The following is a 24,056-nucleotide window of genomic DNA, read 5'->3' as shown; positions in this document are numbered from 1 at the left end:
GGGCATGCGCTTTCTGGTGCTCTCGGGGCTTTCCGGGGCGGGCAAGACCACGGCCAAAAACGCCCTGGAGGACCTGGGCTACTTCATGGTGGACAACCTCCCCCCCGCCTTCTGGCAGGGGCTTTACCAGGGCCTAGAGGCCCGGGGGGTGGAGCGGGCGGGGGTGGTGGTGGACCTGAGGGCCCGGACCTTCCTGGACGAGCTTCAAGCGGCCCTTGCCGCCCTTAGCCCCACGGTGATCTTCCTGGAGGCAAGGCCCGAGGTCCTCCTCAGGCGCTTCAACCTCACCCGCCGCCTCCACCCCTTGGGGGCCGGGAACCTTCTCAAGGAGATCGGGGAGGAGAGGAAGGCCCTAAGCCCCCTTAGGGCCCGGGCGGACCTTATCCTGGACACCTCCGACCTTTCCCCGCGGGAGCTTACGGAGGCCCTAGCCCGCTTCCTTGGGGAGGAACGGGGGTTCCTCCTCCGCCTCCTCTCCTTCGGCTTCAAGTGGGGGGTGCCCCAGGAGGCGGACCTGGTCCTGGACGTCCGCCCTTTCCCAAATCCCCACTACGACCCCCTCCTCCGCCCCAGGACCGGCCTGGACCCCGGGGTGAAGGCCTACGTCTTCCAGGAGGCCTTGGAGCCCTACTACCGCGCCCTCCTCACCACCTTGGGTCTGGCGGCGGAAGGGGCCAGGCGGGAGGGCCGAAGGGCCTACACCGCCGCCATCGGCTGTACGGGAGGCAAGCACCGGAGTGTGGCCGTGGCGGAGCGGCTTGCGGAGGAGCTTTCCGGGCGGTTCGCCCTCGAGGTGGTGCATCGGGATGTGGAGAAGGAGTAGCCTCCGTTGGCTTTACCCGGGGATGCGGGTGAAGCGCTACGCCCTCCTCGCCGCCCTGGGGGTCTTCCTCTCCGGGTTGGGCCTGAAGGAGCTCCTTCCCCCTTGGGGGCTTGGAGGGTGGGCCTGGGCCCTCCTTCTCCTGGGCCTTGCCCTCCTCGTGGGGGGGGTGCGGGCCATGAACCGGAGCATGCTTTCCGCCATCGCCATCCCCGAGGAGGTGCCCGAGCGGGTCTATGTGCGCCGTCGCCTCGAGGCCGGCCCCCGGGTGGTGGCCTTCGGGGGGGGCACCGGGCTTTCCCGGGTCCTCAAGGGGCTTAAGGAGCACACCGCCAACGCCACGGCCATCGTGGCGGTGACGGACGATGGGGGGTCCACGGGCAGGCTCAGGTTGACCTTCGGCCTCCCGGCGGTGGGGGACCTGGTGGACTGCTTGGCCGCCCTCTCCGACCACCCCGCCCTCCCCCGCCTCTTGGCCCACCGCTTTGACCGGGGGGAGCTTAAGGGCCACACCTTCGGCAACCTCTTCCTGGTCACCCTGGACCAGGTGGCAGGGGACTTCGCGGAGGCGGTGCGGGAGGCGAACGCCATCCTGAACCTAAGGGGCCAGGTCCTCCCCGCCACCCCAGAGGCCGTGCGCCTTTTCGCCCGCTTCCAGGACGGGCGGGAGGTGGTGGGGGAGGTGGCCTTGCGGGAGGCGGGGGGGCGGGTGCGGGAGGTGGCCCTTTTGCCCGAGCCCAAGGAGGTCATGCCCGAGGCCCTCCAGGCCATCCGCCGGGCGGACCTCATCCTCTTGGGGCCGGGTAGCCTCTACACCAGCGTCATCCCAAGCTTCCTCCCTGCCCCCCTGCGCAAGGCGCTCCAGGAGGCCAAGGCCCCTCTGGCCTACGCGGTGAACCTCATGACCGAGCCGGGGGAGACGGACAGCTACACCGCCTACGACCACTACAAGGCGGTGAGCTACCACTTGGGCCGCCGCCCGGAGGTGGTCCTGGTCCACACCGCCCCTATCCCCGAGGAGGTCTTGAGGCGCTACGCCGAGGAGGGGCGCTACCCTGTGGCCTTTGACCCCCGGCCCTTCCAGGCGGACGGGGTACGGGTGGTGACGGGGGATTTCCGCGAGGAGGGCCCCCTGGCCCAGCACGACCCTAAAAAGCTGGTGGAAGCCCTCCTCCACCTGGTATAACGGTGGGCGTGCTCTTTCTCTTCCAAGACCCCCTGGGCGACGACCACGGCCTTGGCTACCTCTACCCCCAGGCGGCCCTCTACCGGGAGGCGGGGGAGGGGTTTGCCGACCTCCTGGCCCTTGCCGGGGAGGCCCGGGAGGGAAAACTGGTCCTCCGGGTGCGCCTCGCCCGTTACCCCAATCCCCTCGAGGGCCCCTTGGGGTTCAGCCTGGCCACGGTGATCCTCTACCTGGACACCGCCCCCGGCGGAGCGGAGGAGCTTTCGGGGACGGGCCTAAGGACCCCTGGAGGCGAGGGGTGGGAGGTGGCCTACCTCCTCACGGGCTTTGGGGCGGAGGAGAGGACTTCTGAGGGGGAAAGGAGGGCGGTGCCTGCCCGAAGGGTGGGGGAGTGGGTGGAGGTGGAAACCTCCCTTCCCCCGGGCCCCTACGGCTACTACGGGGCCGTGGGCCTTTTTGACCCCTTCGCCCCCTGGTACCTGAGGCCCACGGGCCCCCAGGGGGGCCCCTGGACCCTCATGGCCCCGCCCGGTAGCCCCCCGGTGGTGGACCTCCTGGCCAAAGACCCCAAGCTCCAGGCCGAAGCCTACCGGACGGGGGTTCTGCGCCCGGTGCACAAAGGGGGCTTTGCCTTCCGCCGGGAAAGCCTTCTGGCCTTCGCCCTCGGGCTCCTTTCCCTGGGGCTAGCCTTCCTCCTGCGCCGCTAGGGCCCCTTCCAGGTACTCCAGATCGGCCCGAAGCTCGGCCTCTGTGGCGGAGAGCACGGGCAGAAACTCCCGGGGAAAGCCCCTTTTGAGCTGGGCCACGCAGAGGAGGAGGCCCTCCACTATGGCCTTCTCCTGGGCCCGGCGTCTCAGCCCGCCCCTGAGGGCGCTTTGGGCCAGGTGCTCCAGCCGGCGCACCAGGCAGACCCCAGGCTCCCCCCCCACCCCTGCGCAGGGGAGGCCCTCCGCCCCCGGGCAGGCGCCGTAGGCCTTGGGGTAGAGGGGAGCGAGCTCGGGGTGGCCGAGAAGGGCCATTCCCAGAGGCCCCGCATGGGCCGCTGCCAAGCGAAGGTAGCGGGCGTGGCGCCGCCTCCGGGTCTCCACCTCCATACCTCTAAGGTAGCGTCTACCCTACGGGACAAATGACCTTAAGGAAAAAGCATGCATCGCCGGGTATACTTTAGCCATGCGCGGCCTTTCCCAACGCGTCCAGGCCATGAAGCCCTCGGCCACGGTGGCGGTGAACGCCCGGGCCCTGGAGCTTAGGCGAAAGGGGGTGGACCTGGTGGCCCTCACCGCCGGGGAGCCCGACTTTGACACCCCCGAGCATGTGAAGGAGGCCGCCCGGCGGGCCCTCCTCCAGGGGAAGACCAAGTACGCTCCTCCTGCGGGCATCCCCGAGCTCCGGGAGGCCCTGGCGGAGAAGTTCCGCCGGGAAAACGGCCTGGAGGTTTCCCCCGAGGAGACCATCGTCACCGTGGGGGGGAAGCAGGCCCTCTTTAACCTCTTCCAGGCCATCCTGGACCCCGGGGACGAGGTCATCGTCCTGGCCCCCTACTGGGTAAGCTACCCGGAGATGGTGCGCTTCGCCGGGGGGGTGCCGGTGGAGGTGCGGACGCGCCCCGAGGCCGGCTTCGTCCCCGACCCCGAGGAGGTGGAAAGGGCCATCACCCCCCGCACCAAGGCCCTGGTGGTGAACTCCCCCAACAACCCCACAGGGGCCGTCTACCCGGAGGAGGTCCTGAAGGCCCTGGCCGGGCTTGCCCAAAAGCACGACTTCTACCTAGTCTCCGACGAGATCTACGAGCACCTCATCTACGAGGGGGCCCATTTCTCCCCGGGGCGGGTGGCGCCCGAGCACACCGTGACGGTGAACGGGGCGGCCAAGGCCTTCGCCATGACCGGCTGGCGCATCGGCTACGCCTGCGGGCCCAAGGGGGTGATCAAGGCCATGGCGGATGTGTCCAGCCAGTCCACCACCAGCCCGGACACCATCGCCCAATGGGCCACCCTGGAGGCCCTTACCAACCTCGAGGCCTCCCAGGCCTTCATCGCCGCCGCTCGGGAGGCCTACCGGAGGCGGCGGGGCCTTCTCCTTGAGGGCCTATCCGCCTTGGGCCTTCGGGCCGTCCGCCCCCAGGGGGCCTTCTACGTCCTCTTGGACACCACCCCCATAGCCCAGGACGAGGTGCAGGCCGCGGAAAGGCTTCTGGAAGTGGGGGTGGCCGTGGTCCCGGGGACGGACTTCGCCGCCTACGGCCATGTGCGCCTTTCCTACGCCACCAGCGAGGAGAACCTAAGAAAGGCCCTGGAACGCTTCGCCAGGCTCCTTTAGAAGAGCCTCTTTTTGGGTTTGGGGGCAAGGAGGAGGAGGGCCCCCAAGGTTACGCAAACGTCCGCCAGGTTGAAGACGGGAAACTGGGCGATGAAGGGGATGGAGGTGCCCAGGTCCAGGTAGTCCACCACCCAGCCCCGGCCCAGGCGGTCTACGCCGTTGCCCAGGGCCCCCGCGGCCACCAGGCTGAGGCCTAGGGTGAGGCCCAGGGGGTAGCGCCGGCGGGCCAGAAGGTAGAGGAGGAAGACCCCCACCAGGAGGCTCACCCAGCCTAGGAGGAAGGCCTTGCCCTGCAGAAGGCCGAACCCAGCCCCCGCGTTCCGCACCAGGGTGAGGTAGAGGAGGTCCCCAAGGAGGGGCCTCGGGGTAGGGGAGAGGTTTTCCAGGGCCCAAAGCTTCAGAATCTGGTCAAGGGCGAGGAGGAGGGGGACCAGGACCGTGGGCATGGGGAGAGTCTACCGGAAAGGGGTTTCCTTGTGGTATACTCGAAGGGCTTGCCTTCGGGCGGGGAGGTTTCCTATGTCCAAGGTCTGTGAGATCAGCGGAAAGCGGCCCATCGTGGCCAACTCCATTCAGCGGCGGGGCAAGGCCAAGCGGGAAGGGGGCGTGGGGCGGAAGACCACCGGCATCTCCAAGCGCCGCCAGTACCCCAACCTCCAGAAGATCCGTGTCCAGGTGGCGGGCCAAGAGATCACCTTCCGCGTGGCCACGAGCCACATTCCCAAGGTCTACGAGCTTCTGGAAAGGGCCAAGGGGCTTAAACTGGAGGGGCTTTCCGCCAAGGAGATCAAGCAGCGGCTCCTGAAGCTCCTCTAGATAGCCTCCCCCAAGGCCCGTGGGGACCGAGGCGCTTAGCCCTCCTGGGCACTAAGGCCCAGGAGGTTTCCCTTTTGGGGTTAAATGGGGGCATGGACAGGCCCCGTGGATGGAAGCCGGGGCACTACCTCCTCCTGGCCCTGGCCCTTTACGCCCTGGTGGTGACCTTAGCCTTTTCCGCCCGCGGCCGCCAGGTGGGCGCCTTAAGGGCGGAGGTGGCGTCCCTGCGCGAGCGCCTCGAGGCCGCCCCTGAGGGCTACCGCCTGCCCCTGCCCGGGGCCTGCCTCCCCGCCCGGGCGGAGAACCTTCCCGGAGCCCCAAGGCCCTACCGCAAGGGGGTGAACGCGGGCTTTGTCTTCCTCCAGGGGGACGCCTGCGTGCCCGTGGTGGCAGGCATGGGGGTGGTGGCCGCGGCCACGGGGGAGGTGGTGCGGGTGGAGGAAGCCTATGAGGAGCCCACTCCGGAGGCCTTCCGGGCGCTCTTGGACCGGGTGAAGGGGGGGGCGGGCCCCGAGGAGATGGACCTCTTAAAGGGCCTCGAGGTCTGGGTCCGCCATCCGGACGGCCGCACCGCGGTCTACGCCCACCTCAAGGCCCCCTACCCCGGGCTTAGGGTGGGCCAGAGGGTGCGCCGGGGGGACCCCATCGGCTACCTGGGCAACACCGGCCTAGGGGGCGGGACCCCAAGGCTCCTCTTTGAGGTCTGGGAGGGGGAGCCCGAGCGGTCGCCCTTCCTCTTCCAGGGCCTGGGGCCGGAGGAGGTCCAGGCCAAGGCCAAGGCGTTGTTCGGTTTAGAATAGCCCCCATGCGCGAGGCCTTCCGGCAGGTGTGGGCCAACCCCTACGTGCGGGTTTTGGTCTACCTCTTCCTCTTCTACCTGGCCTTCCGCCTCTTCCTCCAGGCCTGGCCTGCCCTAAAGGTCCTCCTCTTCGCTTTCGCCTTCGCCTACCTGGCCCACCCCGTGGTGCGCTTTTTGGAGAGGAGGCGCCTGCCCCGCTTCCTGGGGGTGGTCTTGGTCTACCTGGGCCTCGGCCTTTTCCTGGGCCTCGCCTCCTTCCTCACCGCAAGGACCGTTTTGGAGCTTTCCCGCCTGGCCCAGGAACTGCCCCAGCACCTGGCCCCCTTGGTGGCCTGGTTCACCGACCTGCCGCAGAGGGTAAACTCCATTCCCTTGCCTCCTGTGCTGGACCCCATTCTGGAGGAGGCGGGGAAGAACCTAGAAAACCTCCTTCAAGGGTTTGTCCAGACCCTTTTGGGCTGGTTCCGGCTCCTTCTGGACCAAGGGGGGAACCTCCTGGGCTTCCTCACGGGTTTGGTGGGGGGGGTGTTCCAGTTCTTCACCGCCTTGGTGCTTTCCGTCTACTTCCTCTACGACCTCCCCAGGATCGGCGCCTCCTTTCTAAAGGCCTTTCCCGAACCCTACCAGCCCCTGGTGGCCGAGCTTGCTGCGAAGCTTGACCGGAGCGTGGGGGGGTACGTCCGGGGACAACTGGTGGTGGCCTTTTTGGTGGGGCTGATCGTGGGGGTGGGGCTTTGGCTCATAGGGGTGCCCTTGGCCGCAAGCTTAGGTTTCCTGGCGGGGGTTTTCAACCTTATCCCCTTCGTGGGGGTTTTGGTCTCCGGGGTGCCGGCCCTTTTGCTTGCGGCCACCTTGGGCTGGCAGGGGGCTCTTCTTGCCCTTTTTGTCCTCTGGCTTGCCAACCAGCTGGAGGGGCACCTCTTCGGGCCCCTCATCGTGGGGCGGGCCACCCGGCTCCACCCCATCAGCGCCATCGCCGCCATCCTGGTGGGGGCGAGCCTTTTTGGCCTTATGGGGGCGCTCCTTGGGGTGCCTGCCGCGGCCTTCTTGAAGGTGCTCCTGGAGGATTACTACCAGAAAAGCCCCTTTTATCGGGAAGGGTGAGCCCCCCGGGAGCGTCTTCAGCGGAGGGGCGCTTTTGGGCGGGCAGGGCGCTTAGGGTAGGCGCTCTTCCTCCGTGGAAAGCTCTGGCGGCTCGAGGCTCTGGGGCAGGAGCAGGTTCAGGACCACCCCCACCAGGGCCGCCAGGGCCATGCCGCTTACCTTTAGGGGCACCGCCGCCCCCGCCACCTGCACCGTGCCCAGGTTGGCCACAGCACCCCCCAGGCCCAGGACCAGGATGGCGGAGACCACGATGAGGTTCCGGCTGTGGGTGAAGTCAATCTCCGCCTCCGCCAGGGTGCGGATGCCGATGGAGGCGATCATGCCGAAAAGGAGCATGGAGATCCCCCCCAGGACCCCTGAGGGCAGGGTCTGGAGGAGGGCGGCAAGCTTGGGGGAGAAGGAGAGGAGGATGGCGAAAAGGGCGGCCATGCGCAGGACCCGGGGGTCGTAGACCCGGGTCACCGCCAGCACCCCCGTGTTCTCGGAGTAGGTGGTGTTGGCGGGGCCGCCCAAAAGCCCGGCCAGGGAGGTGGCGAGGCCGTCCCCCAGGAGGGTGCGGTGGAGCCCAGGGCGGGCGAAGAAGTCCTTCCCCACCACCCGGCCGTTGGTGAGGATGTCCCCGATGTGCTCCATGGCCGTCACCAGGGCCACGGGGGCGATGAGGAGGATGGCCCCCCATTCCAAGGTGGCGGGGGTGAAGGCGGGCACGCCGAGCCAGGCGGCCTCCTGCAAGGGAAGGAGGTCCACCCGGCCCAGGAGGAGGGCCGCCAGGTACCCTACCCCTACCCCCACCAGCACGGGGATCATCTGGAAAAGGCCGCGGAAAAACACCGCGCTCACCAGAGCCCCCGCGAAGGTGAGGATGGCCAGAAGCCAGTCTTTGGCGGCCATCTCCACGGCCACCGGGGCCAGGGTCAGGCCGATGACCACGATGACCGGGCCGGTGACGATGGGTGGGAAGACCTTCCGCACCCGCTCGGAGCCGATGAGAAGCACCAGGAGGGCCAGGAGGGCGTACACCAGCCCCGCCGTAGCGATACCGCCCCCGATGGCGCTAAGGGAGAAGCCCGCCTCCTTGGCCGCCAGGATGGGGGCGATGAAGGCGAAGCTGGAGCCCAGGAAGACGGGCACCATGCCCCCCGTGGCCCAGTGGAAGACCAGGGTGCCCGCCCCCGCGGTGAAGAGGGCCACCGAGGGGTTAAGCCCGGTGAGCAGGGGAACCAAAACCGTGGCGCCGAACATGGCCACCGTGTGCTGGAGGCCCAATAGGAGGAGCCTGGCTTTCATACCAGGGGCATTCTACCAGTGCCCCCCCGCCGCCAGGGCTTCCCGGAACCACCCCGGCACCGTCTCGCCGAAGCGCCGTTCGGCAAACGCCCGGGCAAACTCCCCGTACCGGCCTTTTTGGATGGCCTCCCGGGCCCCTTCCGTGAGCCGGTGGAGGAAGCGCAGGTTGTGGAGGGAAAGGAGCACCGCCCCCAGCATCTCCCCGGAGCGCACCAGGTGGGAGAGGTAGGTCCGGCTGAAGGTCTGGCAGGCGTAGCAGTCGCACCCCTCCTCCAGGGGACGGGGGTCTTCCAGGTGGCGGCCCGACTTCAGGTTGAGCCTCCCCTCCGGCACCAGGGCGTAGCCGAAGCGGCCCGTGCGGGTGGGGTAGACGCAGTCAAAGAGGTCCACCCCAAGCCCCATGGCCGCCACCAGGTCCTCGGGGTGGCCCACCCCCATGAGGTAGCGGGGCTTGCCTTCGGGGAGGAGGGCGGTGGAGAGCTCCACCATGCGGAACATGGCCTCTTTGGGCTCCCCCACGGCCAGCCCCCCGATGGCGTAGCCCGGCAGGTCAAAGCGGATTGTTTCCAGGGTAGAGCGCCGCCTTAGGTCGGCCTCCGTCCCCCCTTGGGCGATGCCGAAGAGGGCCTGGTCGGGGCGGGTCTTGGCCTTGAGGCCCCGTTCCAGCCACCTTAGGGTGCGTTCCAGGGAGGCCTCGAGGTAGGCCCGGCTCGAGGGGTAGGGGGGGCACTCGTCCAGGGCCATGGCGATGTCCGAACCCAAGGCCTCCTGCACGGCCACGCTCCCTTCGGGGGTGAGCTCCACCAGGTCCCCATTTAGGTGGCTCTGGAAGACCACCCCCTTCTCGTCGATCCGGCGCAGGTGGCCCAGGCTCATCACCTGGAACCCGCCGGAGTCCGTGAGCCAAGGCCCCCCCCAGCCCGCAAACCCGTGGAGCCCCCCAAGGGCCCGCACCCGCTCGGGCCCCGGGCGGAGGAGGAGGTGGTAGGTGTTGGCCAGGAGGATCTGGCTTCCGATGGCCTTCAGGTCCTTGGGCATGAGGCCTTTCACCGAGCCCTGGGTGCCCACGGGCATGAAAAGAGGGGTTTCCACGGGGCCGTGGGGGGTGTGGAAAAGGCCAGCCCGGGCCCAGCCCGAGCGGGCGAGGATCTGGAAGGAAAAAGGGTTCATGCGAAGCGCTTTTCTACGTAGGCCTCCACCAGGGCCATGAACTCCTCCGCAATGCGCTCGCCCTTCAGGATGGTGAGGAGCTTGCCGTCGGCGTAGACCGGGGCCTTGGGCTCCTCCCCTGCGCCGGGGAGGGCGATGCCGATGTGGGCGTGCTTGCTCTCCCCGGGGCCATTGACCACGCAGCCCATCACTGCCACCTTAAGCCCCTCCACCCCGGGGTATTTCCGCCGCCACTCGGGGAGTTTGGCCCTGAGGTGGCGGTTCACCTCCAGGGCCAGCTCCTGGAAGAAGGTGCTGGTGGTGCGGCCACAGCCAGGGCAGCTCGTCACCTCGGGGGCGAAGGCGCGAAGGCCCAGGGCCTGGAGGAGTTCCTGGGCCACCTCCACCTCCCGGGTCCGGGGCTCCCCGGGGGCGGGGGTGAGGGAGATGCGGATGGTGTCCCCGATGCCCTCCAGGAGGAGGGGGGCTAAGGCGGCGGCGCTGGCCACCATGCCCTTCACCCCCATGCCCGCCTCGGTGAGGCCCAGGTGGAGGGGGGCCCTTGTCCTTCGCGCCAGCTCCCGGTAGGTCCAGAGGAGGTCTTTGGGCTTGGAGACCTTGGCAGAAAGAACGATCCGGTCCTCGGGAAGGCCCAGGGCTAAGGCGGCCTCATACGCACGCACCGCGCTTTCCACCAGGGCCTCGAGGACCACCTCCTCCGCGCCCTTGGGCTCGGGGCGCTTGGCGTTTTGGTCCATGAGCTCGGTGAGGAGGGCGGGGTCTAGGCTCCCCCAGTTGGCCCCGATGCGGATGGGCTTCCCCAAATCCAGGGCGATGCGGACCATTTCCCGGAAATTCTCATCCTTGTGGCTCCCCCGGCCCATGGTGCCCGGGTTGACGCGGAACTTGTCCAGGGCCTCGGCCATCCGGGGGTATTTGCGCAGGAGGAGATGGCCGTTGAAGTGGAAGTCCCCCACCAGAGGCACCTCCGCGCCCTCTTCCAAAAGGCGTCCCTTGATCTCGGGCACGGCCTTGGCCGCCTCCTCGTCGTTTACCGTGATGCGGACGATCTCGCTCCCCGCCCGGTAAAGCTCCAGGATCTGGGCCACCGTGGCCGGGATGTCCGCGGTGGGGGTATTGGTCATGGACTGGACGACGATGGAATGGTCCCCTCCGATGGGGACCCGGCCCACCCAGACCGTGGGGGTCTTACGCCTCATCCTCCCCATACTACCCCGGGGGCCAGGGAAGACTGAAGCTTAAAGCTCCATGCCCATGATGTGGTAGCCCGCGTCCACGTAGATGACCTCCCCGGTGATCCCGCTTCCCAAGGGGGAAAGGAGGAAAAGGCCCAGGTTCCCCACCTCCTCCTGGGTGACGTTCCGTTTTAAGGGGGCCACCCTCTCCACCCACTCGTACATCTTGGTGAAGCCGGGGATGCTCCTTGCGGCCACGGTGCGCACGGGCCCCGCGGAGATGGCGTTCACCCGCACCCCCTTGGGCCCAAGCTCGTAGGCCAGGTAGCGCACGCTGGCCTCGAGGGCCGCCTTGGCGATGGCCATCACGTTGTACTTGGGCACCACCTTCTCGCTGGCGTAGTAGGTGAGGGTGACCATGCCCCCGCCCTCCCGGAAAAGCGTCTCCGCCCGCTTGGCCACCGCCACCAGGGAGTAGGCGGAAACCTCCAGGGCTAAAAGCCAGTCCTCCCGCCTTGTATCCAGGTACCGCCCCTCCATGGCCTCCCGAGGGGCGAAGGCGATGGCGTGGACCAGGTAGTCCAGGTGCCCCCAGGCCTCCTTGAGCCCCCCAAAGAGGGCGTCCAGCTCCCTGTCTTGGGTCACGTCCGCCTGGAAGAGGAGGGCCCCCCCAAGCTCCTCGGCGAGCTTTTCCGCCTCGGGGCGGATCCGCTCCCCCTGGTAGCTCAGGGCGAGCTCGGCCCCCGCCTCCTTGAGCTTCCTAGCAATGGCAAAGCCCAGGCTCCGCTGGTTGGTGACCCCCATGACCAGGGCCTTCTTCCCCGTTAGGTCCACGGTGAGCATGGGGGGATTATACCCGGGGTAAAATAGGGGCGTCATGGTGGACCTCGAGGCCTACGGCTCCTGGGAGGAGGCCTTGCACCGGCTTGGGGAAAGCCGGAAAGCCCTCTTGGCCCTTCTCAAGCAAGCCCCCTCCCCCTGGCTTGCCCGCCCTTTGCGGGAAGGGGCCTGGACCCCCTTGATGGTGGCGGAGCACATCGCCTTGGTGGAGGACTCCACCGCCCGTGTCCTTCGCCGGCTTCGGCGGGTGCGCCAAGGGGAGGCCCTCCCCCTGCCCCAAGCGGTGCGGGGGGAGTTTAGGGACGGCAAGCCCCAGGCCCCCGAGGGGGTGAGGCCCCAAGGGGGCTTGGGGCTGGAAGAGGCCCTGGCCCTTCTGGAAAGGGCCCGGGCCTTCCTCCTGGAGGAGGCGGCCCAGGCCGACCCCCACCACCCCGCCGCCTTCCCCCACCCCTTCTTCGGAGAGCTCACCGCCTTGGGCTGGGTCCGGGCCGCGGCCTACCACGAGGCCCACCACCTGGCGCAGCTCAAAGAGGCCCTAATCCCCTAGGCCCCCTTCCGATACTCCTCCAAAAAGGCGTTTAGCGCCGCCGGGGAAACCCCGCGGATGGCCTTGCGCTTCCCCTCCCACTCCACCACCACCCCCGCGGTGGGGCTTCCCACCAGGTCCGCCACCAGCCGGGCCGCCTCCTGGTCCTCCCGCACGTTGACGAAGGTGTAGGGCACCCCCTTCTGCGCCAGGAACATCTTGACGATCTCGCAGGGGCCGCAGCCGGGCACGCCGTAGACCCGCACCATACCCCTGTAGGGTAGCATGGGCGCCTTTCTGCGTCCAGGGACGAGCGTGTAAAGTAGCCCCATGCGCCTGGTGGACCGCCACCCCGAGGTGGACCTGGACCTTCTCCTAAAGGGCTTCGTTCCCCCGCCCCGCTTCCAGGGGGCCACCTTTGACCGTTACCACCCAGACCCCTGCTACCCCTCCCAGGCCCTGGCCAAGGAGCGCCTCCGACGCTGGGTCCACGACCGGCCCAAAGGCCTCCTCCGGCCCCGCCTCCCCGGGCCCCAGGGGGTCTATCTGGATGGGGGCTTTGGGGTGGGGAAGACCCACCTCTTGGTGGCGGCCTATCTTGAGGCCCCCCTTCCCAAGGCCTTCCTCACCTTTGAGGAGCTCACCTACGCCCTGGGCCTCATGGGCCTGAGGGAGGGGGCCCGGCGCTTTTCCGCCCTGCGGTACCTCTTCATAGACGAGTTTGAGCTGGACGATCCCGGCAACGCCCAGATGGCCACCCACTTCCTGGCCCTGGTCATGGACCGGGGGGTGCGGGTGGCCACCACCTCCAACACCCCCCCAGGGGCCCTAGGGGAGGGCCGCTTCAACGCCGACCAGTTCCGCCACCAGATCCAAAGCCTGGCCCGCCGCTTCGCCGTGGAGCGCATAGAGGGGGAGGACTACCGCCACCGGGACCCGGAGCACCTTCCCCACCCCCTGGAGGAGGAAGCCCTTCTCGCCCTGTACCGGGAAGACCCGAGGCGGAAGAGCCTGGACACCTTCCCTGAGCTCCTCGCCCACCTACGCACCCTCCACCCCATCCGCTACCGCTACCTCTTTCAGGATTTAGACGCGATCTACCTTGCCGGGCTTGCCCCCATACGGGACCAGAACGACGCCCTGCGCTTCGTGCACTTCGTGGACCAAATCTACAACCTAGGCCTGGACCTCAAGCTTTCCGGGGCGCCCCTGGAGGCCCTCTTCCCCGAAAGCTACCGCCACGGCCCCTTCGCCAAGAAGTACGGGCGGGCGCTCTCCCGGCTTGCGGAGCTTTTGGGGTAGCATGGGGCCATGGACCTAGCGGAACGGCTCGGCGAGCTGGCCCAGGCCCTCTCCCAGGCCAGCGCGGCGGTGGGGGTGCTGGAGGCCATTGAGGAGGTTTTGGACGAGTACGAGGACGGGGAGCTTTCCCTGGAGGAGGCCATGGAGGAGATCCAGGGGCTGGTGGAAGAGTTCCAGGCCATCCGGGCCCTTGCGGAGATGACCCCGGAGGAGATCATGGCCATGGCCCAGGAGGAGGAGGACGAGGGGCTTAGGTCCTGATGAAGGTCATTGCCCTGGTCCTGGACTCCGTGGGGCTCGGCTACCTTCCGGATGCCCCCCTCTTCGGGGACGAGGGGGCGGACACCCTGGACCACACCCTGTTGAAGACCGGGGTGGTGCTTCCCCACCTGGCCGCCTTGGGCCTCGGTTGGGTGCCAGGGGTGCACACCTTGCCCAGGGTCCGGCCCCAGGGGGCCTTTGGCCGCATGCGGGCGGTGAACCCGGGGAAGGACACCACCACCGGCCACTTTGAGTTCGTGGGAATCCACCTGGAAAGGCCCTTCCGCACCTACCCCGAGGGGTTTCCCGAGGAGCTTTTGAGGGCTTGGGCCGAGGCCGCAGGGGTGGGGGGGTGGCTTCTGAACCGACCCTATTCCGGCACCGAGGCCATCAAAGACTACGGGGAGGCCCATCTGAAGACCGGCTTTCCCATCGTCTACACCTCCGCGGATAGCGTCTTCCAGGTGGCGGCCCACGTGGAGATCATCCCCCCGGAGGAGCTTTACCGCATCTCCGAGGTAGCCCGGGAGCTCCTCAAGGGGGAGCACCAGGTGGCCCGGGTCATCGCCCGGCCCTTCGCCGGACCTCCTGGGGCCTTCTACCGGCGGGAGGACCTAAGGCGGGACTTTGCCCTGGAGCCCCCTAGGAACGTCCTGGACCTCCTCAAGGAGGGGGGCCTCGAGGTGGTCGGCGTGGGGAAGATCCCCGACATCTACGCCCACCGGGGCTTCACCCGGGAGGTGAAGACCAAGGACAACCGGGATGGGCTTGAGAAAACCCTGGCCCTCATGGAAGAGCCCTTCCACGGCCTCCTCTTCACTAACCTGGTGGACTTTGACGCCAAGTACGGCCACCGCCGGGACCCCTTGGGCTACGCCCAGGCCTTAAGCGAGCTTGACGCCTTCCTGCCCAAGCTTCTAGAAGCCTTGGGCCCGGAGGACCACCTCTTCCTGGTTTCCGACCACGGCAACGACCCCACCTTCTTCGGCACCGACCACACCCGGGAGTACGGGATGCTCCTTTGGGTGGGGCCGGGGGTGGAGGGGGATCTGGGCACCCGAAAGACCTTCGCCGACCTTGGGGCCACCTGGGCCCGGCTTTTTGGCCTCACCTGGACCGGCCCCGGGCAGAGCCTGATCTAGCCATGGCCGTGACCTGGCGCGACCTCCTGGACATCTTCCTGGTGGCCCTTCTCCTCTACACCCTCTACCGCCTCATGGCGGGCACCCGGGCCCTCAACCTGGTCCGGGGGGTTTTGGTCTACCTTTTGGTCTGGTTCCTGGCGAGCCTCCTGGGGCTTTCCACCCTCTCTTGGCTTCTCGGGAACGCCGCCACCTTGGGGGCCTTCGCCCTCATCGTGGTCTTCCAGCCTGAGCTTAGGGCCTTTCTGGAGCGGCTTGGGCGGGGGCAACGCCTCTCCTCGGGCCCTTTGGCCCTGGAGGAGCTCCTTTTGGGGATCGCCCGCCTTTCGGAAAAGCGGCGGGGGGCCCTCATCGCCTTAGAGCGGCGCACCCCCTTGGGGGAGTACGCGGCGAGCGGGGAGATCCTGGACGCCCGGCTTTCCGCCCGCCTTCTGGAAACGCTTTTTTACCCCGGCACCCCCCTCCACGACGGGGGGGCCATCCTCCGGGGGGAACGGCTCTTCGCCGCGGGGTGTGTCTTCCCCATCTCCGAAAGCCAGATCGGCCTGGGCACGCGGCACCGGGCCGCCCTGGGGCTTTCCGAGGTTTCCGATGCCCTGGTCATCGTGGTGAGCGAGGAGACGGGGGCCATCCGGGTGGCCGAGGGGGGGCGGCTTTCGCCCCCCTTGAGCCTCGAGGCCCTTAGGGAGCGCCTCAAGGAGGTGGCCCGTGCGTGAGGTCGTGGGCTTCCTCCTGGCCCTCCTGGCCGCCCTCTTGATCTGGAACTCCCTGAGGGAACGGGCCCCGGTGGTGGAGCGGGCCCTTTCCGTGCCCCTCACCGTGGTGGGGCTCTCCCCGGAGCAGGTGGCCGAGGGGGTGCCCAAAGAGGTCCTCCTCCGTCTCAGGGGCCCCGCCCCCTTGGTGGAAGGGGTTTCTCCCCCGGTTTCCGCCTACCTGGACCTGTCCGGGGCGGAAGGGGCCTTTGCCCGGGAGGTACGGGTGGCCGTGCCCCAGGGGGTGGAGGTGCTGGAGGTGCGCCCGGCCCGGGTGGAGGGGCGGGTGGAGGCCATCCTGGAACGCCAGCTGCCCGTGGAGGTCCTGGCCCAGGGGGCCTGGGTGGTGGTGGAGCCCGCCCTGGTCCAGGCCCGGGGGCCCAGGAGCCAGGTGGAGGCCGCGGTGGCCGCGGTGGGGCTGGACCTGGGGGGGGAGACGGTTCCCCTCACCGCCTTCGGCCCCGAAGGCCCCCTTCCCGGGGTGGCCCTGACCCCGGGGGCGGTGCGGGTCCTGGAGAGGCGGGAGGCCCTGTTCCTGAAGGAGGCGTCGGTGGTCTTCCGCCCCCCGGCGGGCCTCAGGGTTCTGGACTTCGCCCCCAAAAGGGTGCGGGTGGTGGGGCCTAGGGAGGCCCTGGAGGGCTTAGAGGAGGTGGAGGCCCTGCCCCCAGGGGGCTTCCGGCCGGGGGAGGTGGAAGGTCCCTGGACCCTCCGCCTCCCCCCTGGGGTCTACCCGGTGGGGGGTGTGGTGGGCAGGGTGCGGCTTGCGCTAGAATGAACCGGATGATCTACCCCATCCGCCTCTATGGGGACCCCATCCTCCGCAAAAAGGCCCGGCCGGTGGAGGACTTTACCCGGGTGAAGCGCTTGGCGGAGGACATGCTGGAGACCATGTTTGAGGCCCGTGGGGTGGGCCTCGCTGCCCCCCAAATCGGGCTATCGGAAAGGCTTTTCGTGGCGGTGGAGTACGCGGACGAGCCCGAAGAGGACGAGAGGCCCCTGCGGGATCTGGTGCGCCGGGTCTACGTGGTGGCGAACCCCGTGATCACCCACCGGGAGGGCCTGGTGGAGGGCACCGAGGGGTGCCTTTCCCTGCCCGGCCTCTACTCCGAGGAGGTGCCCCGGGCGGAGCGCATCCGGGTGGAGTACCAGGACGAGGAGGGGCAAAAGCGCGCGTTGGAGCTGGAAGGGTACATGGCCCGGGTCTTCCAGCACGAGATAGACCACCTGGAGGGCGTCCTCTTCTTTGAGCGCCTCCCTAGGCCCAAGCGGGAGGCCTTTCTGGAGGAGAACCGCGTGGAGCTCACCCGCTTCCAAAAGGAGGCCCGGGCCTTCCTAAAGGAGCTTGCCGGGCGATGAGGGTGGCCTTTTTCGGCACGCCCCAGTGGGCGGTGCCCGTTCTAGAAGCCCTCCACGCCCACCACCCCGTGGTCCTGGTGGTGACCGGGCCCGACAAGCCCAAGGGCCGGGGCTTGAGGCCCGCCCAAAGCCCCGTGGCGGAGCGAGCGGAGGCCCTGGGGATTCCGGTCCTCAAGCCCGAGCGCCTTAAGGGGAACGAGGCCTTTCTAAAGGCCTTTAAGGAGGCGGCCCCCGAGGTGGCGATCACCGCGGCCTACGGAAAGATCCTCCCCAAGGAGCTCCTGGAGGTCCCCCCTTACGGCTTCCTCAACCTCCACCCCTCCCTCCTCCCCAAGTACCGGGGCCCCGCGCCCGTGCAGTGGGCCCTCATCCGGGGGGAGAGGGAGACGGGGGTCTCCATCATGAAGACGGAGGAGGGCTTGGACACCGGGCCCCTCTACGCGGTCTATCGCACGGAGATCGGCCCCGAGGAGGATGCCGTGGCCCTCTCCGAACGGCTTCGGGATAAGGGGATAGAGCTCCTTCTGGGGGTCCTGGAGGGGCTCCCCCACCTCACCCCCATCCCCCAGGAGGGGGAGCCCTCCTACGCCCCCCTCCTCACCAAGGAAGAGGGGCGGATCCGCTTTGGGGAAAGCGCGGAGGCCATCTATAACCGCCACCGGGGGGTTCAGCCCTGGCCGGGAAGCTACTTCTTCCACGGGGGGAAGCGGGTGCAGGCCCTGGCCCTTCGCCCGGAAGCGGGGGAGGGCCTTCCCGGGGTGGTCCAGGGGGTGGACCGGGAAGGGGTGGTGGTGGGAACCGGAAAGGGGCTCATCCGCCTCCTCACCGTGAAGCCCGAGGGGCGGAGGCCCATGCCCGCGGCCGACTGGGCCCGGGGGTACGGGGTGATCCCGGGCGCGCGGCTAGAGTAAAGACCCCTCTCCCAAAGGAGGGACCGCGTAAGGCGTTTGGGCACCCTCCCTGTAGTTTTGGGGCCCTCACCGGAGCGAAAGCTTCGGTGGGGGTGTTTAAAACTCCTCGTCCCACTCCACGATGGTCTCGCTGGTGAGGGTGGCGGAAGGGCGCCTCTCCGCGGTGGGGGCCACCTCCGCCCCCCGTTCTTTTAGGAGGCCGAACTGGGCGGCGATGCCCCTAAGCCCCGCGGTGGCCAGGACCACCACCAGGAAGATGCTTAAGCTCCAGGAGAAGTAAGGCAGAAAACCTTGGCCGATGGAGAGGTTGTTTAGGGCCGAAAGCCAAGGGAGGTTGCCGTAGTCCGCCATGATGGCCCCGAAGTAAGAAAGCCCTTCTGCGAGGAGGGGGAGGAAAAGGAGGAGGAAGGCCAGGGCCAGGAGGTTCCAGTAGACGTTCCGCCCCCCGAAGGTGAGGCGGACCAGGTAAAGGGGGAAGAGGGCCAAGGCGGCGGCCAAGAGGAAGAAGGTGGCCCTAGGGATTCCGGCTAGGTTCAGGAGGAAGAGCTGGAAGTTCAGCCAGGGGGTGGACCTGGGGCCTTCCTGGAACTGGCGGGCCAGTTCCAGGAGGGCATCGTAGAGGATGAAGGTGTCTATAACCCGAACCCCGGGCGCTTGGTAAAGGATTACGAACACCCTTCGGACCTGCTCGCTTAGGTCTGGGTTCACCAAGCTGAGAATGGGTTCGGCGTTCTTCTGGAAAAGGAAAAGCCCGGAGGCCAGATGCGCCTTTGCGCTTTCGGTGTCCCCCCGTCCTACGGCGCTGGAGGCCAGGCCCACGCTTTGGGCGATGCGGTCTAGGTCCGCCAGGAACTCAAAGACGTAGTTGTATCCAAGAGCATAGGCCACGGAACGGATCCGGGAGGCCAGGTCGGGAGAAGCCCAGGAGGCTACGTAAAAGGTTTCCACGTTAGGGGCGGTTTGGAGGCGAGAAGGTGAAGGGGATGGGGTGGACGCCGGGGCAGAAGGGGGTGCACTGGGGATGGTCTCGGTGGGAGGAGAAGTGGAGGGCGAGGGCACAGGGGCTTGGGCCTGGGGTTTGGGGCTTGGCTGGAGGCCTTTCCGCCAGGCCAAGGCCTTCTCCCTTAAAGCCGCCACCTCCGCCCGGAAGGGCTCACCCCCAGAGACCTTGGCCAGGGCCTGGACGAAATCCTGGGCCTTGAGGGTGCTTTGGGGGCTGTCCTGGATCACCAGGTACCGGGCGTAGGCCCGGGCCAGGGCCAGGTAGGCCTCGGGCCTCGAGCCCGCACCCAGGGCCCGGCCCAGGTCCTCGGCCATGGCCTGGAGGTAGTGGGCCTCCAGGCGGCGGCGGGCCTCTTCGGGGGAGAGGGAGCGGACCTCCTGCACCAGGGCCTGGGGTAGGCCCGTGGCCCGGGCGAGGCGCCCCAAGAAGGCGTCCCTTTCCTCCCTTTTTGCGGCTAGGAAGCCATCCATCAGGGCTTTCCCCAGAAGGTGGCGCACCAGAAGAAGCCGGGCCTCGAGGTCGGCCTGGCTTTTCCGGAGGAGGGCCTGCCGGGCCTCCTGTAGGTTCAAAAGCGCCGCGTCCCGCAGGACGGGGGGCAGGGCCTCCCCCTCCTGCCTCAGGAGGCTCTGGGCCCGTTCCAGGGCAGGAAGGGCTTGGGTTTGCGCTTCTATCCGCACCTGGCCCAGAGCGCCTTCCAAGCGATCGTAAAACTCAGGCAAGGATGCGGCCAAGGCCAAGACCAACCAAAGGGAGAAGGCTAAACCTCGTTTCATCCGCCAACCTCCGTGGGCGTGGCGATCCGCCTCAGGGCGTGGAGCAAGCGGCCGATGTTGGCCTCCTTGCGCGCCAGGACCCCTACATACCCCCCTTCCAAGGGCCTAAGGGCCACCAGCCCCTGGGGCAAAAGGGCGTAAAAAGCCCGGTAGCCCTGCCTTCCCAAGAGGAAGTGCACCGCCTCAAAAGGAGGCTTTTCCCCCCCAAAGAGCTCCTCATGTCCCCCTGGGCCCACCACCGCCACCCCCAGCACCCCTTCCAGCCGGGCCAGGCGACGGGCCAGGGCTTGGCGCGCCTCGGGGCTTTCCAGGTCCACCACCTCTGGGGGAAGGTCCTCCTCCCCCTCCGCTTCCGGTTCCTCCTCGGCCACCTGGGGAGCCAGGGCTTTTAGCTCCCCGATGAAGCGTTTGAGCTCCCGGGGCATCTCCCTAAAGGGCAGGAGGGCTCTGAGCTCCTGCCAGAGGGGGCCTTCCAGAAACCGGGCCCATTCCCAGGACGTAGAGGGAAGGGCCCCCTTAGCGGCCTTTAGGAGGAGGTTTCTTGCCGCCTGGGGAGAAAGATAGCGGGTTAGGATTTCCAAAAGGGCCTCTTCCATAGGCTTGGGGCTTGCCAATTCACCCTCTAGAGTGTACCATAACCGTTGGCCCGAGGGTTCGGGCGCCTACCGCTGGGGTGTCGTCTAACGGCAGGACAGCGGACTCTGGATCCGCCGGTCGTGGTTCGAGTCCACGCACCCCAGCCAAACCCCGGCCCCATCGACTAGCGGTTAGGTCACCGCCCTTTCAAGGCGGCGGCGGGGGTTCGAATCCCCCTGGGGTCACCAAACGGTCCGAGCCGCACCGCGGCCCCATCGTCTAGAGGCCTAGGACACGGCCCTCTCAAGGCCGAGACGGGGGTTCGAATCCCCCTGGGGTCACCAGCGCGGCTCGGATCGTTTTCCCTTGACACCCTTCCCTTTTCCATGCAAACTGAACCTGTTAATACCCCCTCCCGGTATGGGAGGGTGTAAGGTGGTCCATAGGAGGAAGCCATGGAGTTTACCCTGACCGGGCTGGCAGGCGGTGCCCAAAGCGAGGAGCGGTACGACGTAGTCATCGTAGGCGGGGGGCCCGCGGGCCTCACCGCGGGGATCTACACGGGCCGGGGCGGGCTCAAGACGGTCATCCTGGAGAAGGGCCTGCCCGGGGGCCAGATCGCCCAGACGGACGAGGTGGAGAACTACCCCGGCTTCCCCGAGGGCATCTCCGGTCCCGAGCTGGCGAGCCGCATGGTGCAGCAGGCAGAGAAGTTTGTGGCCCGGATCGTCATGGACGAGGTCCTGGGGATAGAGAAGCTGGAGGAGGGTTTTCTGGTGCGGGGGTTTGAGCGGCACTACCCCGCTCGGGCGGTGATCATCGCCACCGGGGCCACCCCCAGGAAGCTTGGGGTGCCTGGGGAGGAGAAGTTCTACGGGCGGGGGGTTTCCACCTGCGCCACCTGCGACGGCTTCTTCTACCGGGATAAGGAGGTGGTGGTGGTGGGTGGGGGGGACGCGGCGGTGGAGGAGGGGCTTTTCCTCACCAAGTTTGCCCGTAAGGTGACCCTGGTCCACCGCCGGGACGAGCTTAGGGCCAACAAGGTGGCCCAGGCCCGGGCCTTCCAGAACCCCAGGATGCACTTCCTCTTCTCCCACATCGTCACCGAGATCCTAGGAGAAGACCACGTCACTGGCGTGCGCCTTAAGAACTTGAAGACGGGGGAGGAGTACGTCTACCCCACGGATGGGGTCTTCGTCTTCATCGGCCACGAGCCCAACACCGCCTTCCTCCAGGGAGTGGTGGAGCTTAGGCCCGACGGCTACATTGCGGTGAGGGACGAAGTCTTCACCTCCGTGCCCGGCATCTTCGCCGCGGGGGACGTGGCCGACCCCATCTACCGCCAGCTCACCACCAGCGTGGGGGCGGGCACCCGGGCGGCCATGATGGCCGAGCGCTACCTTGCGGGGCACGGGGAGGCGGTTCGCGCAGGCTAAACGGGCGGTCTTGGGCCGGATGGCCTTCCTCCTCCTTTTGGCCCTCCTTGGGGGGGTGGGGAAGGCCCGGTTCCTCTACCTCCCCCTGGACGACCGGCCCCCCAACTGGGGGCCTTGCCGCTATGGCCTGGTCCTTTGCCCCCCTAAGGCCCTCTACCGGGGCCCGGAAGGGGCCGACCTCCCCCTCCTCCGGGCTTGGCTCCTCGCCACCCCCGGGGAGGCCCTGGTGGGGAGCCTGGACGCCTTGGCCTATGGGGGGCTTCTCCAAAGCCGCCGCCTCTTCCTTCCCCAAGAGGATGCCCTGGCCCGCCTCGCGCCCCTCCTCTCCTGGAAGGCCCGGTATGGGGGGCGGCTTTACCTCTTTGGGGTTATCCCCCGTTGGGATGCCGTCCAGAGGGATAGAAACCTCGAGGTGCTCCAGGGGGTGGCCCCCCTCTTGGGGCTTAAGGGGGTGTACCTCGAGGCCACCTGGGACGATGCGGTGCGGGGCTCCCCCGCCCTGGAGGAAGCCCGCCGTCTCCCGTACCCCACCCGCCCTGGGGCGGACGAGGCCGGGCAGGTCCTCCTCCTTCGGGCCTTGAGGCCGGGGCTTCGGGTGGCCGTGGTCTACGAGGACCCCGTCCTGGCCGGGCACGTCACCCCCTACGAGGGGCTGCCCCTAGAGGAGACGGTGGCCCGGCTCTTGGAGAGCGCTGGGGCCCGGAGGGTGCCCCTTTCGGGGGGGCCGGACCTGGTCCTTTACGTTTACGGGGGGCTCAAGCCTAGGGGGGCTCTTCTCCAGCTCCTCAGGCTCATGGGGGCCCACCGGGTGGCCCTGGTGGACCTGGCCCGGGTGAACCGGGGGGACCCCAGGTTGGTGGAAAACCTCCTGGCCCTCGGGCTTTTCCCCCGCCTCGCCGCCTACGCCGCCTGGGGCACCCCTGCCAACAACCTGGGAAGCGCCCTGGCCCAGGGGGGGCTTTTCCTCCCCGATGAGGAGGGCCGGAGGGCGCGGCTCATGGAGGCCTACTTCGCCTACTGGTGGGGGGAGGTGGGGCGGCCCTGGGTCAGGGCCCGGTTTCCCGAGCCCCTGCCGCAGGAGGCGGAAGAAGCCCTCCGGCTCTTCCGGCCTGTGCCCTGGGAAGGGGGGGTCTTGGAACTTTTGGGCCTGGCCTTCCCCTGGGGCCGGAGCTTTGAGGCGGAAGGGGCCCTCTCCCTTCGGCCCCTTCCCGGGGAAGGGCTTAGTCCCTAGGTGGCCTCCTCCTCCAGGGGGGCCTGGCGGAGCCCCGCCTTCCACTCCAGCCCTGCCCAGATGAAGGCCTCGAGGTCCCCGTCCAGGACGTTTTGGGGATCGTAGCGCATGAGGCCCGTGCGGTGGTCCTTCACGTACTGCTTGTCCAGGACGTAGCTCCGGATCTGGCTCCCCCACTCAATGGGCCGCACCTCGCCCCGAAGCTTCCTGAGTTCCTCCTGCTTCTTCCGCCACTCAAGCTCAAAAAGCCTGGAGCGGAGGACCTTTAGGGCCAGCTCCTTGTTTTTGATCTGGCTCCTTGTGGTCTGGCAGGTGACGGTGATGCCCGTGGGCAGGTGGACCACCCGTACGGCGCTATCCGTGGTGTTCACCCCTTGACCCCCGTGGCCCTGGGAGCGGAAGACGTCGATCCTCAGGTCCTCGGGGCGGATGACCACCTCCACGCTGCTGTCCACCTCGGGCATGACCTCCACCCCGGCGAAGGAGGTGTGGCGGCGGCCCGAGGCGTCAAAGGGGGAGGGGCGGACCAGGCGGTGGACCCCGGCCTCGGGGGCGAAGAGGCCGTAGGCGCTTTCCCCCCGGACGATGATCTGGGCGTAATCAATCCCCGCTTCCGCCCCTGGGGTGATGTCCACCACCTCCACCTGGAACCCCTTCCGCTCGGCGAAGCGGGTGTACATCCTGAGGAGCATCTCCGCCCAGTCGCAGGCCTCCGTGCCCCCGGCCCCCGGCTGGATGGTGAGGATGGCGTTCTTCTCCGCGTGGGGGAAGGAGAGGAGGGTTTCGTGGTAGAGCTCCTCCACCTTCCGCCCCACTTCCTCTAGCTCCGGGGCCAGGGCCTCCCGCTCCTCCGGGGGAAGCTCCTCGTGGAGCTCCAAAAGCCCCTGGAGGTCGTCCTTAAGGCCCTGGTAGGTCTCCACCACCCGCCTTAGGCGGGCGGCCTCCTGGCTCACCCTCCCTGCCTCCTCGGGGTTTTGCCAGAGGCTCGGGTCTTCCAGCCGGGGTTCCAGTTCCTTTAGGCGGGCTTCCTTGCCGGGGATGTCAAAGATACCCCCGGAGGTTCTCCAGTCGTTGGCTGAGGAGCTTCAGATCCATACCCTTATCAGTATAGAGGCGGGGAGGCTGGTCGTGTAAGGAATTATGTGTAAGGGTATGTGTATGAATGGGGGTACCAACGGGAGAGGAGGTACCCCATGGATCAGGATACCCTCCAGATGATCTTGAGGGAAGCAGTGAGGGAAACGGTAACCCAGGTTCTGCAGGCCCTGCTC

The 24,056-nt window shown here is 68.0% G+C and carries 27 protein-coding genes and 3 tRNA genes; 20 read left to right on the top strand and 10 right to left on the bottom strand.

All coding sequences use genetic code 11. The features are described 5' to 3' along the window. Nucleotides 1–4: 4 nt before the first annotated feature. Genes rapZ through WKI94_RS01070 form a run of 3 tightly spaced genes read left to right on the top strand, consistent with a single transcriptional unit; the run spans nucleotide 5 to nucleotide 2,713 of the window. Nucleotides 5–823, top strand: a complete 819-nt coding sequence (gene rapZ, locus WKI94_RS01080; RefSeq protein WP_337843926.1) for an RNase adapter RapZ — start codon at nucleotides 5–7, stop codon at nucleotides 821–823. Beyond that, nucleotides 807–2,006, top strand: a complete 1,200-nt coding sequence (locus WKI94_RS01075) for a gluconeogenesis factor YvcK family protein (protein ID WP_337843925.1) — start codon at nucleotides 807–809, stop codon at nucleotides 2,004–2,006. Before rapZ ends, WKI94_RS01075 begins: the two co-directional genes overlap by 17 nt. Nucleotides 2,007–2,014: 8 nt before the next feature. Continuing rightward, nucleotides 2,015–2,713, top strand: coding sequence for a glucodextranase DOMON-like domain-containing protein (locus WKI94_RS01070; RefSeq protein WP_337843924.1), 699 nt, complete (start codon nucleotides 2,015–2,017; stop codon nucleotides 2,711–2,713). Here the strand turns inward: WKI94_RS01070 and WKI94_RS01065 are convergent. Next, the gene (locus WKI94_RS01065) at nucleotides 2,690–3,100 is read right to left on the bottom strand and encodes a hypothetical protein (RefSeq protein WP_337843923.1); all 411 of its coding nucleotides are present in this window, start codon (nucleotides 3,098–3,100) and stop codon (nucleotides 2,690–2,692) included. The two genes, WKI94_RS01070 and WKI94_RS01065, sit on opposite strands and share 24 nt — an antisense overlap. Before the next feature lie 76 nt (nucleotides 3,101–3,176). On the opposite strand from WKI94_RS01065, the gene aspC reads away from it, so the two are divergent. Further along, nucleotides 3,177–4,325, top strand: a complete 1,149-nt coding sequence (aspC, locus tag WKI94_RS01060; protein WP_337843922.1) for an aspartate/prephenate aminotransferase — start codon at nucleotides 3,177–3,179, stop codon at nucleotides 4,323–4,325. On the opposite strand, the gene lspA is transcribed toward aspC, so the two are convergent. After that, nucleotides 4,322–4,771, bottom strand: coding sequence for a signal peptidase II (gene lspA, locus WKI94_RS01055; protein WP_337843921.1), 450 nt, complete (start codon nucleotides 4,769–4,771; stop codon nucleotides 4,322–4,324). The genes aspC and lspA overlap by 4 nt on opposite strands. Nucleotides 4,772–4,844: 73 nt before the next feature. Between lspA and rpmB the strand changes: the two genes are divergently transcribed. The 3 genes from rpmB to WKI94_RS01040 all read left to right on the top strand — a co-directional run bounded on the left by rpmB (nucleotide 4,845) and on the right by WKI94_RS01040 (nucleotide 7,044). Further along, a complete protein-coding gene (gene rpmB / locus WKI94_RS01050) occupies nucleotides 4,845–5,141 on the top strand; it encodes a 50S ribosomal protein L28 (RefSeq protein WP_337843920.1) in 297 nt (98 codons plus the stop codon). A 92-nt stretch (nucleotides 5,142–5,233) separates the two neighbouring features. Further along, nucleotides 5,234–5,941, top strand: a complete 708-nt coding sequence (locus tag WKI94_RS01045) for a M23 family metallopeptidase (RefSeq protein ID WP_337843919.1) — start codon at nucleotides 5,234–5,236, stop codon at nucleotides 5,939–5,941. A 5-nt stretch (nucleotides 5,942–5,946) separates the two neighbouring features. Next, complete coding sequence (locus WKI94_RS01040; protein WP_337843918.1) at nucleotides 5,947–7,044, top strand: AI-2E family transporter; 1,098 nt, start codon at nucleotides 5,947–5,949, stop codon at nucleotides 7,042–7,044. A 51-nt stretch (nucleotides 7,045–7,095) separates the two neighbouring features. On the opposite strand, the gene WKI94_RS01035 is transcribed toward WKI94_RS01040, so the two are convergent. From WKI94_RS01035 to WKI94_RS01020, 4 genes are read right to left on the bottom strand one after another with little or no spacing between them, the layout of a single operon-like run. Then, nucleotides 7,096–8,331: a uracil-xanthine permease family protein gene (locus WKI94_RS01035; RefSeq protein WP_337843917.1), complete on the bottom strand. Its 1,236-nt coding sequence runs from the start codon at nucleotides 8,329–8,331 to the stop codon at nucleotides 7,096–7,098. Nucleotides 8,332–8,343: 12 nt separating this feature from the next. Then, nucleotides 8,344–9,501 carry a tRNA guanosine(34) transglycosylase Tgt gene (gene tgt, locus WKI94_RS01030; RefSeq protein ID WP_337843916.1) on the bottom strand — a complete coding sequence of 386 codons (1,158 nt, stop codon included), beginning with the start codon at nucleotides 9,499–9,501 and terminating at the stop codon, nucleotides 8,344–8,346. Beyond that, a complete protein-coding gene (gene ispG / locus WKI94_RS01025; protein WP_337843915.1) occupies nucleotides 9,498–10,709 on the bottom strand; it encodes a flavodoxin-dependent (E)-4-hydroxy-3-methylbut-2-enyl-diphosphate synthase in 1,212 nt (403 codons plus the stop codon). Before ispG ends, tgt begins: the two co-directional genes overlap by 4 nt. Before the next feature lie 30 nt (nucleotides 10,710–10,739). Then, a complete protein-coding gene (locus tag WKI94_RS01020) occupies nucleotides 10,740–11,519 on the bottom strand; it encodes an enoyl-ACP reductase (protein ID WP_337843914.1) in 780 nt (259 codons plus the stop codon). A 34-nt stretch (nucleotides 11,520–11,553) separates the two neighbouring features. Here WKI94_RS01020 and WKI94_RS01015 point away from each other — a divergent pair, with 34 nt between their 5' ends. Next, nucleotides 11,554–12,063, top strand: a complete 510-nt coding sequence (locus tag WKI94_RS01015; RefSeq protein ID WP_337843913.1) for a DinB family protein — start codon at nucleotides 11,554–11,556, stop codon at nucleotides 12,061–12,063. On the opposite strand, the gene WKI94_RS01010 is transcribed toward WKI94_RS01015, so the two are convergent. Then, complete coding sequence (locus WKI94_RS01010) at nucleotides 12,060–12,311, bottom strand: glutaredoxin family protein (RefSeq protein ID WP_337843912.1); 252 nt, start codon at nucleotides 12,309–12,311, stop codon at nucleotides 12,060–12,062. The genes WKI94_RS01015 and WKI94_RS01010 overlap by 4 nt on opposite strands. Nucleotides 12,312–12,372: 61 nt before the next feature. Between WKI94_RS01010 and zapE the strand changes: the two genes are divergently transcribed. From zapE to fmt, 7 genes are read left to right on the top strand one after another with little or no spacing between them, the layout of a single operon-like run. Next, nucleotides 12,373–13,344, top strand: coding sequence for a cell division protein ZapE (gene zapE / locus WKI94_RS01005; RefSeq protein ID WP_337843911.1), 972 nt, complete (start codon nucleotides 12,373–12,375; stop codon nucleotides 13,342–13,344). 9 nt (nucleotides 13,345–13,353) lie between these two features. After that, nucleotides 13,354–13,605, top strand: a complete 252-nt coding sequence (locus WKI94_RS01000; protein WP_337843910.1) for a hypothetical protein — start codon at nucleotides 13,354–13,356, stop codon at nucleotides 13,603–13,605. After that, nucleotides 13,605–14,747, top strand: coding sequence for a phosphopentomutase (locus tag WKI94_RS00995; RefSeq protein WP_337843909.1), 1,143 nt, complete (start codon nucleotides 13,605–13,607; stop codon nucleotides 14,745–14,747). Before WKI94_RS01000 ends, WKI94_RS00995 begins: the two co-directional genes overlap by 1 nt. Nucleotides 14,748–14,749: 2 nt before the next feature. Then, nucleotides 14,750–15,463, top strand: coding sequence for a diadenylate cyclase CdaA (gene cdaA / locus WKI94_RS00990; protein ID WP_337843908.1), 714 nt, complete (start codon nucleotides 14,750–14,752; stop codon nucleotides 15,461–15,463). Then, nucleotides 15,456–16,274 (top strand): hypothetical protein, encoded by an 819-nt coding sequence (locus tag WKI94_RS00985; RefSeq protein ID WP_337843907.1) that lies wholly within the window; start codon nucleotides 15,456–15,458, stop codon nucleotides 16,272–16,274. Before cdaA ends, WKI94_RS00985 begins: the two co-directional genes overlap by 8 nt. A 5-nt stretch (nucleotides 16,275–16,279) precedes the next feature. Continuing rightward, nucleotides 16,280–16,855, top strand: coding sequence for a peptide deformylase (gene def, locus WKI94_RS00980; protein ID WP_337843906.1), 576 nt, complete (start codon nucleotides 16,280–16,282; stop codon nucleotides 16,853–16,855). Beyond that, nucleotides 16,852–17,766 (top strand): methionyl-tRNA formyltransferase, encoded by a 915-nt coding sequence (gene fmt, locus WKI94_RS00975; protein WP_337843905.1) that lies wholly within the window; start codon nucleotides 16,852–16,854, stop codon nucleotides 17,764–17,766. Before def ends, fmt begins: the two co-directional genes overlap by 4 nt. A gap of 96 nt (nucleotides 17,767–17,862) precedes the next feature. Here the strand turns inward: fmt and WKI94_RS00970 are convergent, their stop codons facing one another. Beyond that, nucleotides 17,863–19,542 (bottom strand): hypothetical protein, encoded by a 1,680-nt coding sequence (locus WKI94_RS00970; RefSeq protein WP_337843904.1) that lies wholly within the window; start codon nucleotides 19,540–19,542, stop codon nucleotides 17,863–17,865. Then, nucleotides 19,539–20,123 (bottom strand): hypothetical protein, encoded by a 585-nt coding sequence (locus tag WKI94_RS00965; RefSeq protein ID WP_337843903.1) that lies wholly within the window; start codon nucleotides 20,121–20,123, stop codon nucleotides 19,539–19,541. Before WKI94_RS00965 ends, WKI94_RS00970 begins: the two co-directional genes overlap by 4 nt. An 88-nt stretch (nucleotides 20,124–20,211) precedes the next feature. Between WKI94_RS00965 and WKI94_RS00960 the strand changes: the two genes are divergently transcribed. From WKI94_RS00960 to WKI94_RS00940, 5 genes are all read left to right on the top strand, one after another. After that, nucleotides 20,212–20,285, top strand: a tRNA-Gln gene (locus tag WKI94_RS00960). A 6-nt stretch (nucleotides 20,286–20,291) separates the two neighbouring features. Beyond that, nucleotides 20,292–20,366 (top strand) — tRNA-Glu (locus tag WKI94_RS00955). Between the two features lie 20 nt (nucleotides 20,367–20,386). Further along, nucleotides 20,387–20,462 (top strand) — tRNA-Glu (locus WKI94_RS00950). A gap of 111 nt (nucleotides 20,463–20,573) precedes the next feature. Beyond that, on the top strand, nucleotides 20,574–21,554 hold the full coding sequence (gene trxB, locus WKI94_RS00945; protein ID WP_337843902.1) for a thioredoxin-disulfide reductase: 981 nt from the start codon (nucleotides 20,574–20,576) through the stop codon (nucleotides 21,552–21,554). A gap of 19 nt (nucleotides 21,555–21,573) precedes the next feature. Continuing rightward, the gene (locus tag WKI94_RS00940; RefSeq protein WP_337843949.1) at nucleotides 21,574–22,785 is read left to right on the top strand and encodes a DUF4127 family protein; all 1,212 of its coding nucleotides are present in this window, start codon (nucleotides 21,574–21,576) and stop codon (nucleotides 22,783–22,785) included. Here the strand turns inward: WKI94_RS00940 and prfB are convergent. Then, a protein-coding gene (gene prfB / locus WKI94_RS00935; RefSeq protein WP_337843901.1) for a peptide chain release factor 2 occupies nucleotides 22,782–23,880 on the bottom strand; the annotation gives its coding sequence in 2 pieces (ribosomal slippage) (nucleotides 22,782–23,828 and nucleotides 23,830–23,880; 1,098 coding nt in all). The genes WKI94_RS00940 and prfB overlap by 4 nt on opposite strands. Between the last annotated feature and the right edge of the window lie 176 nt (nucleotides 23,881–24,056).

Origin of the sequence: Thermus sp., assembly GCF_037444525.1 — a bacterium.
Taxonomy (GTDB): Bacteria; Deinococcota; Deinococci; order Deinococcales; family Thermaceae; genus Thermus.
This window is presented reverse-complemented; position numbering and strand designations above follow the sequence as displayed.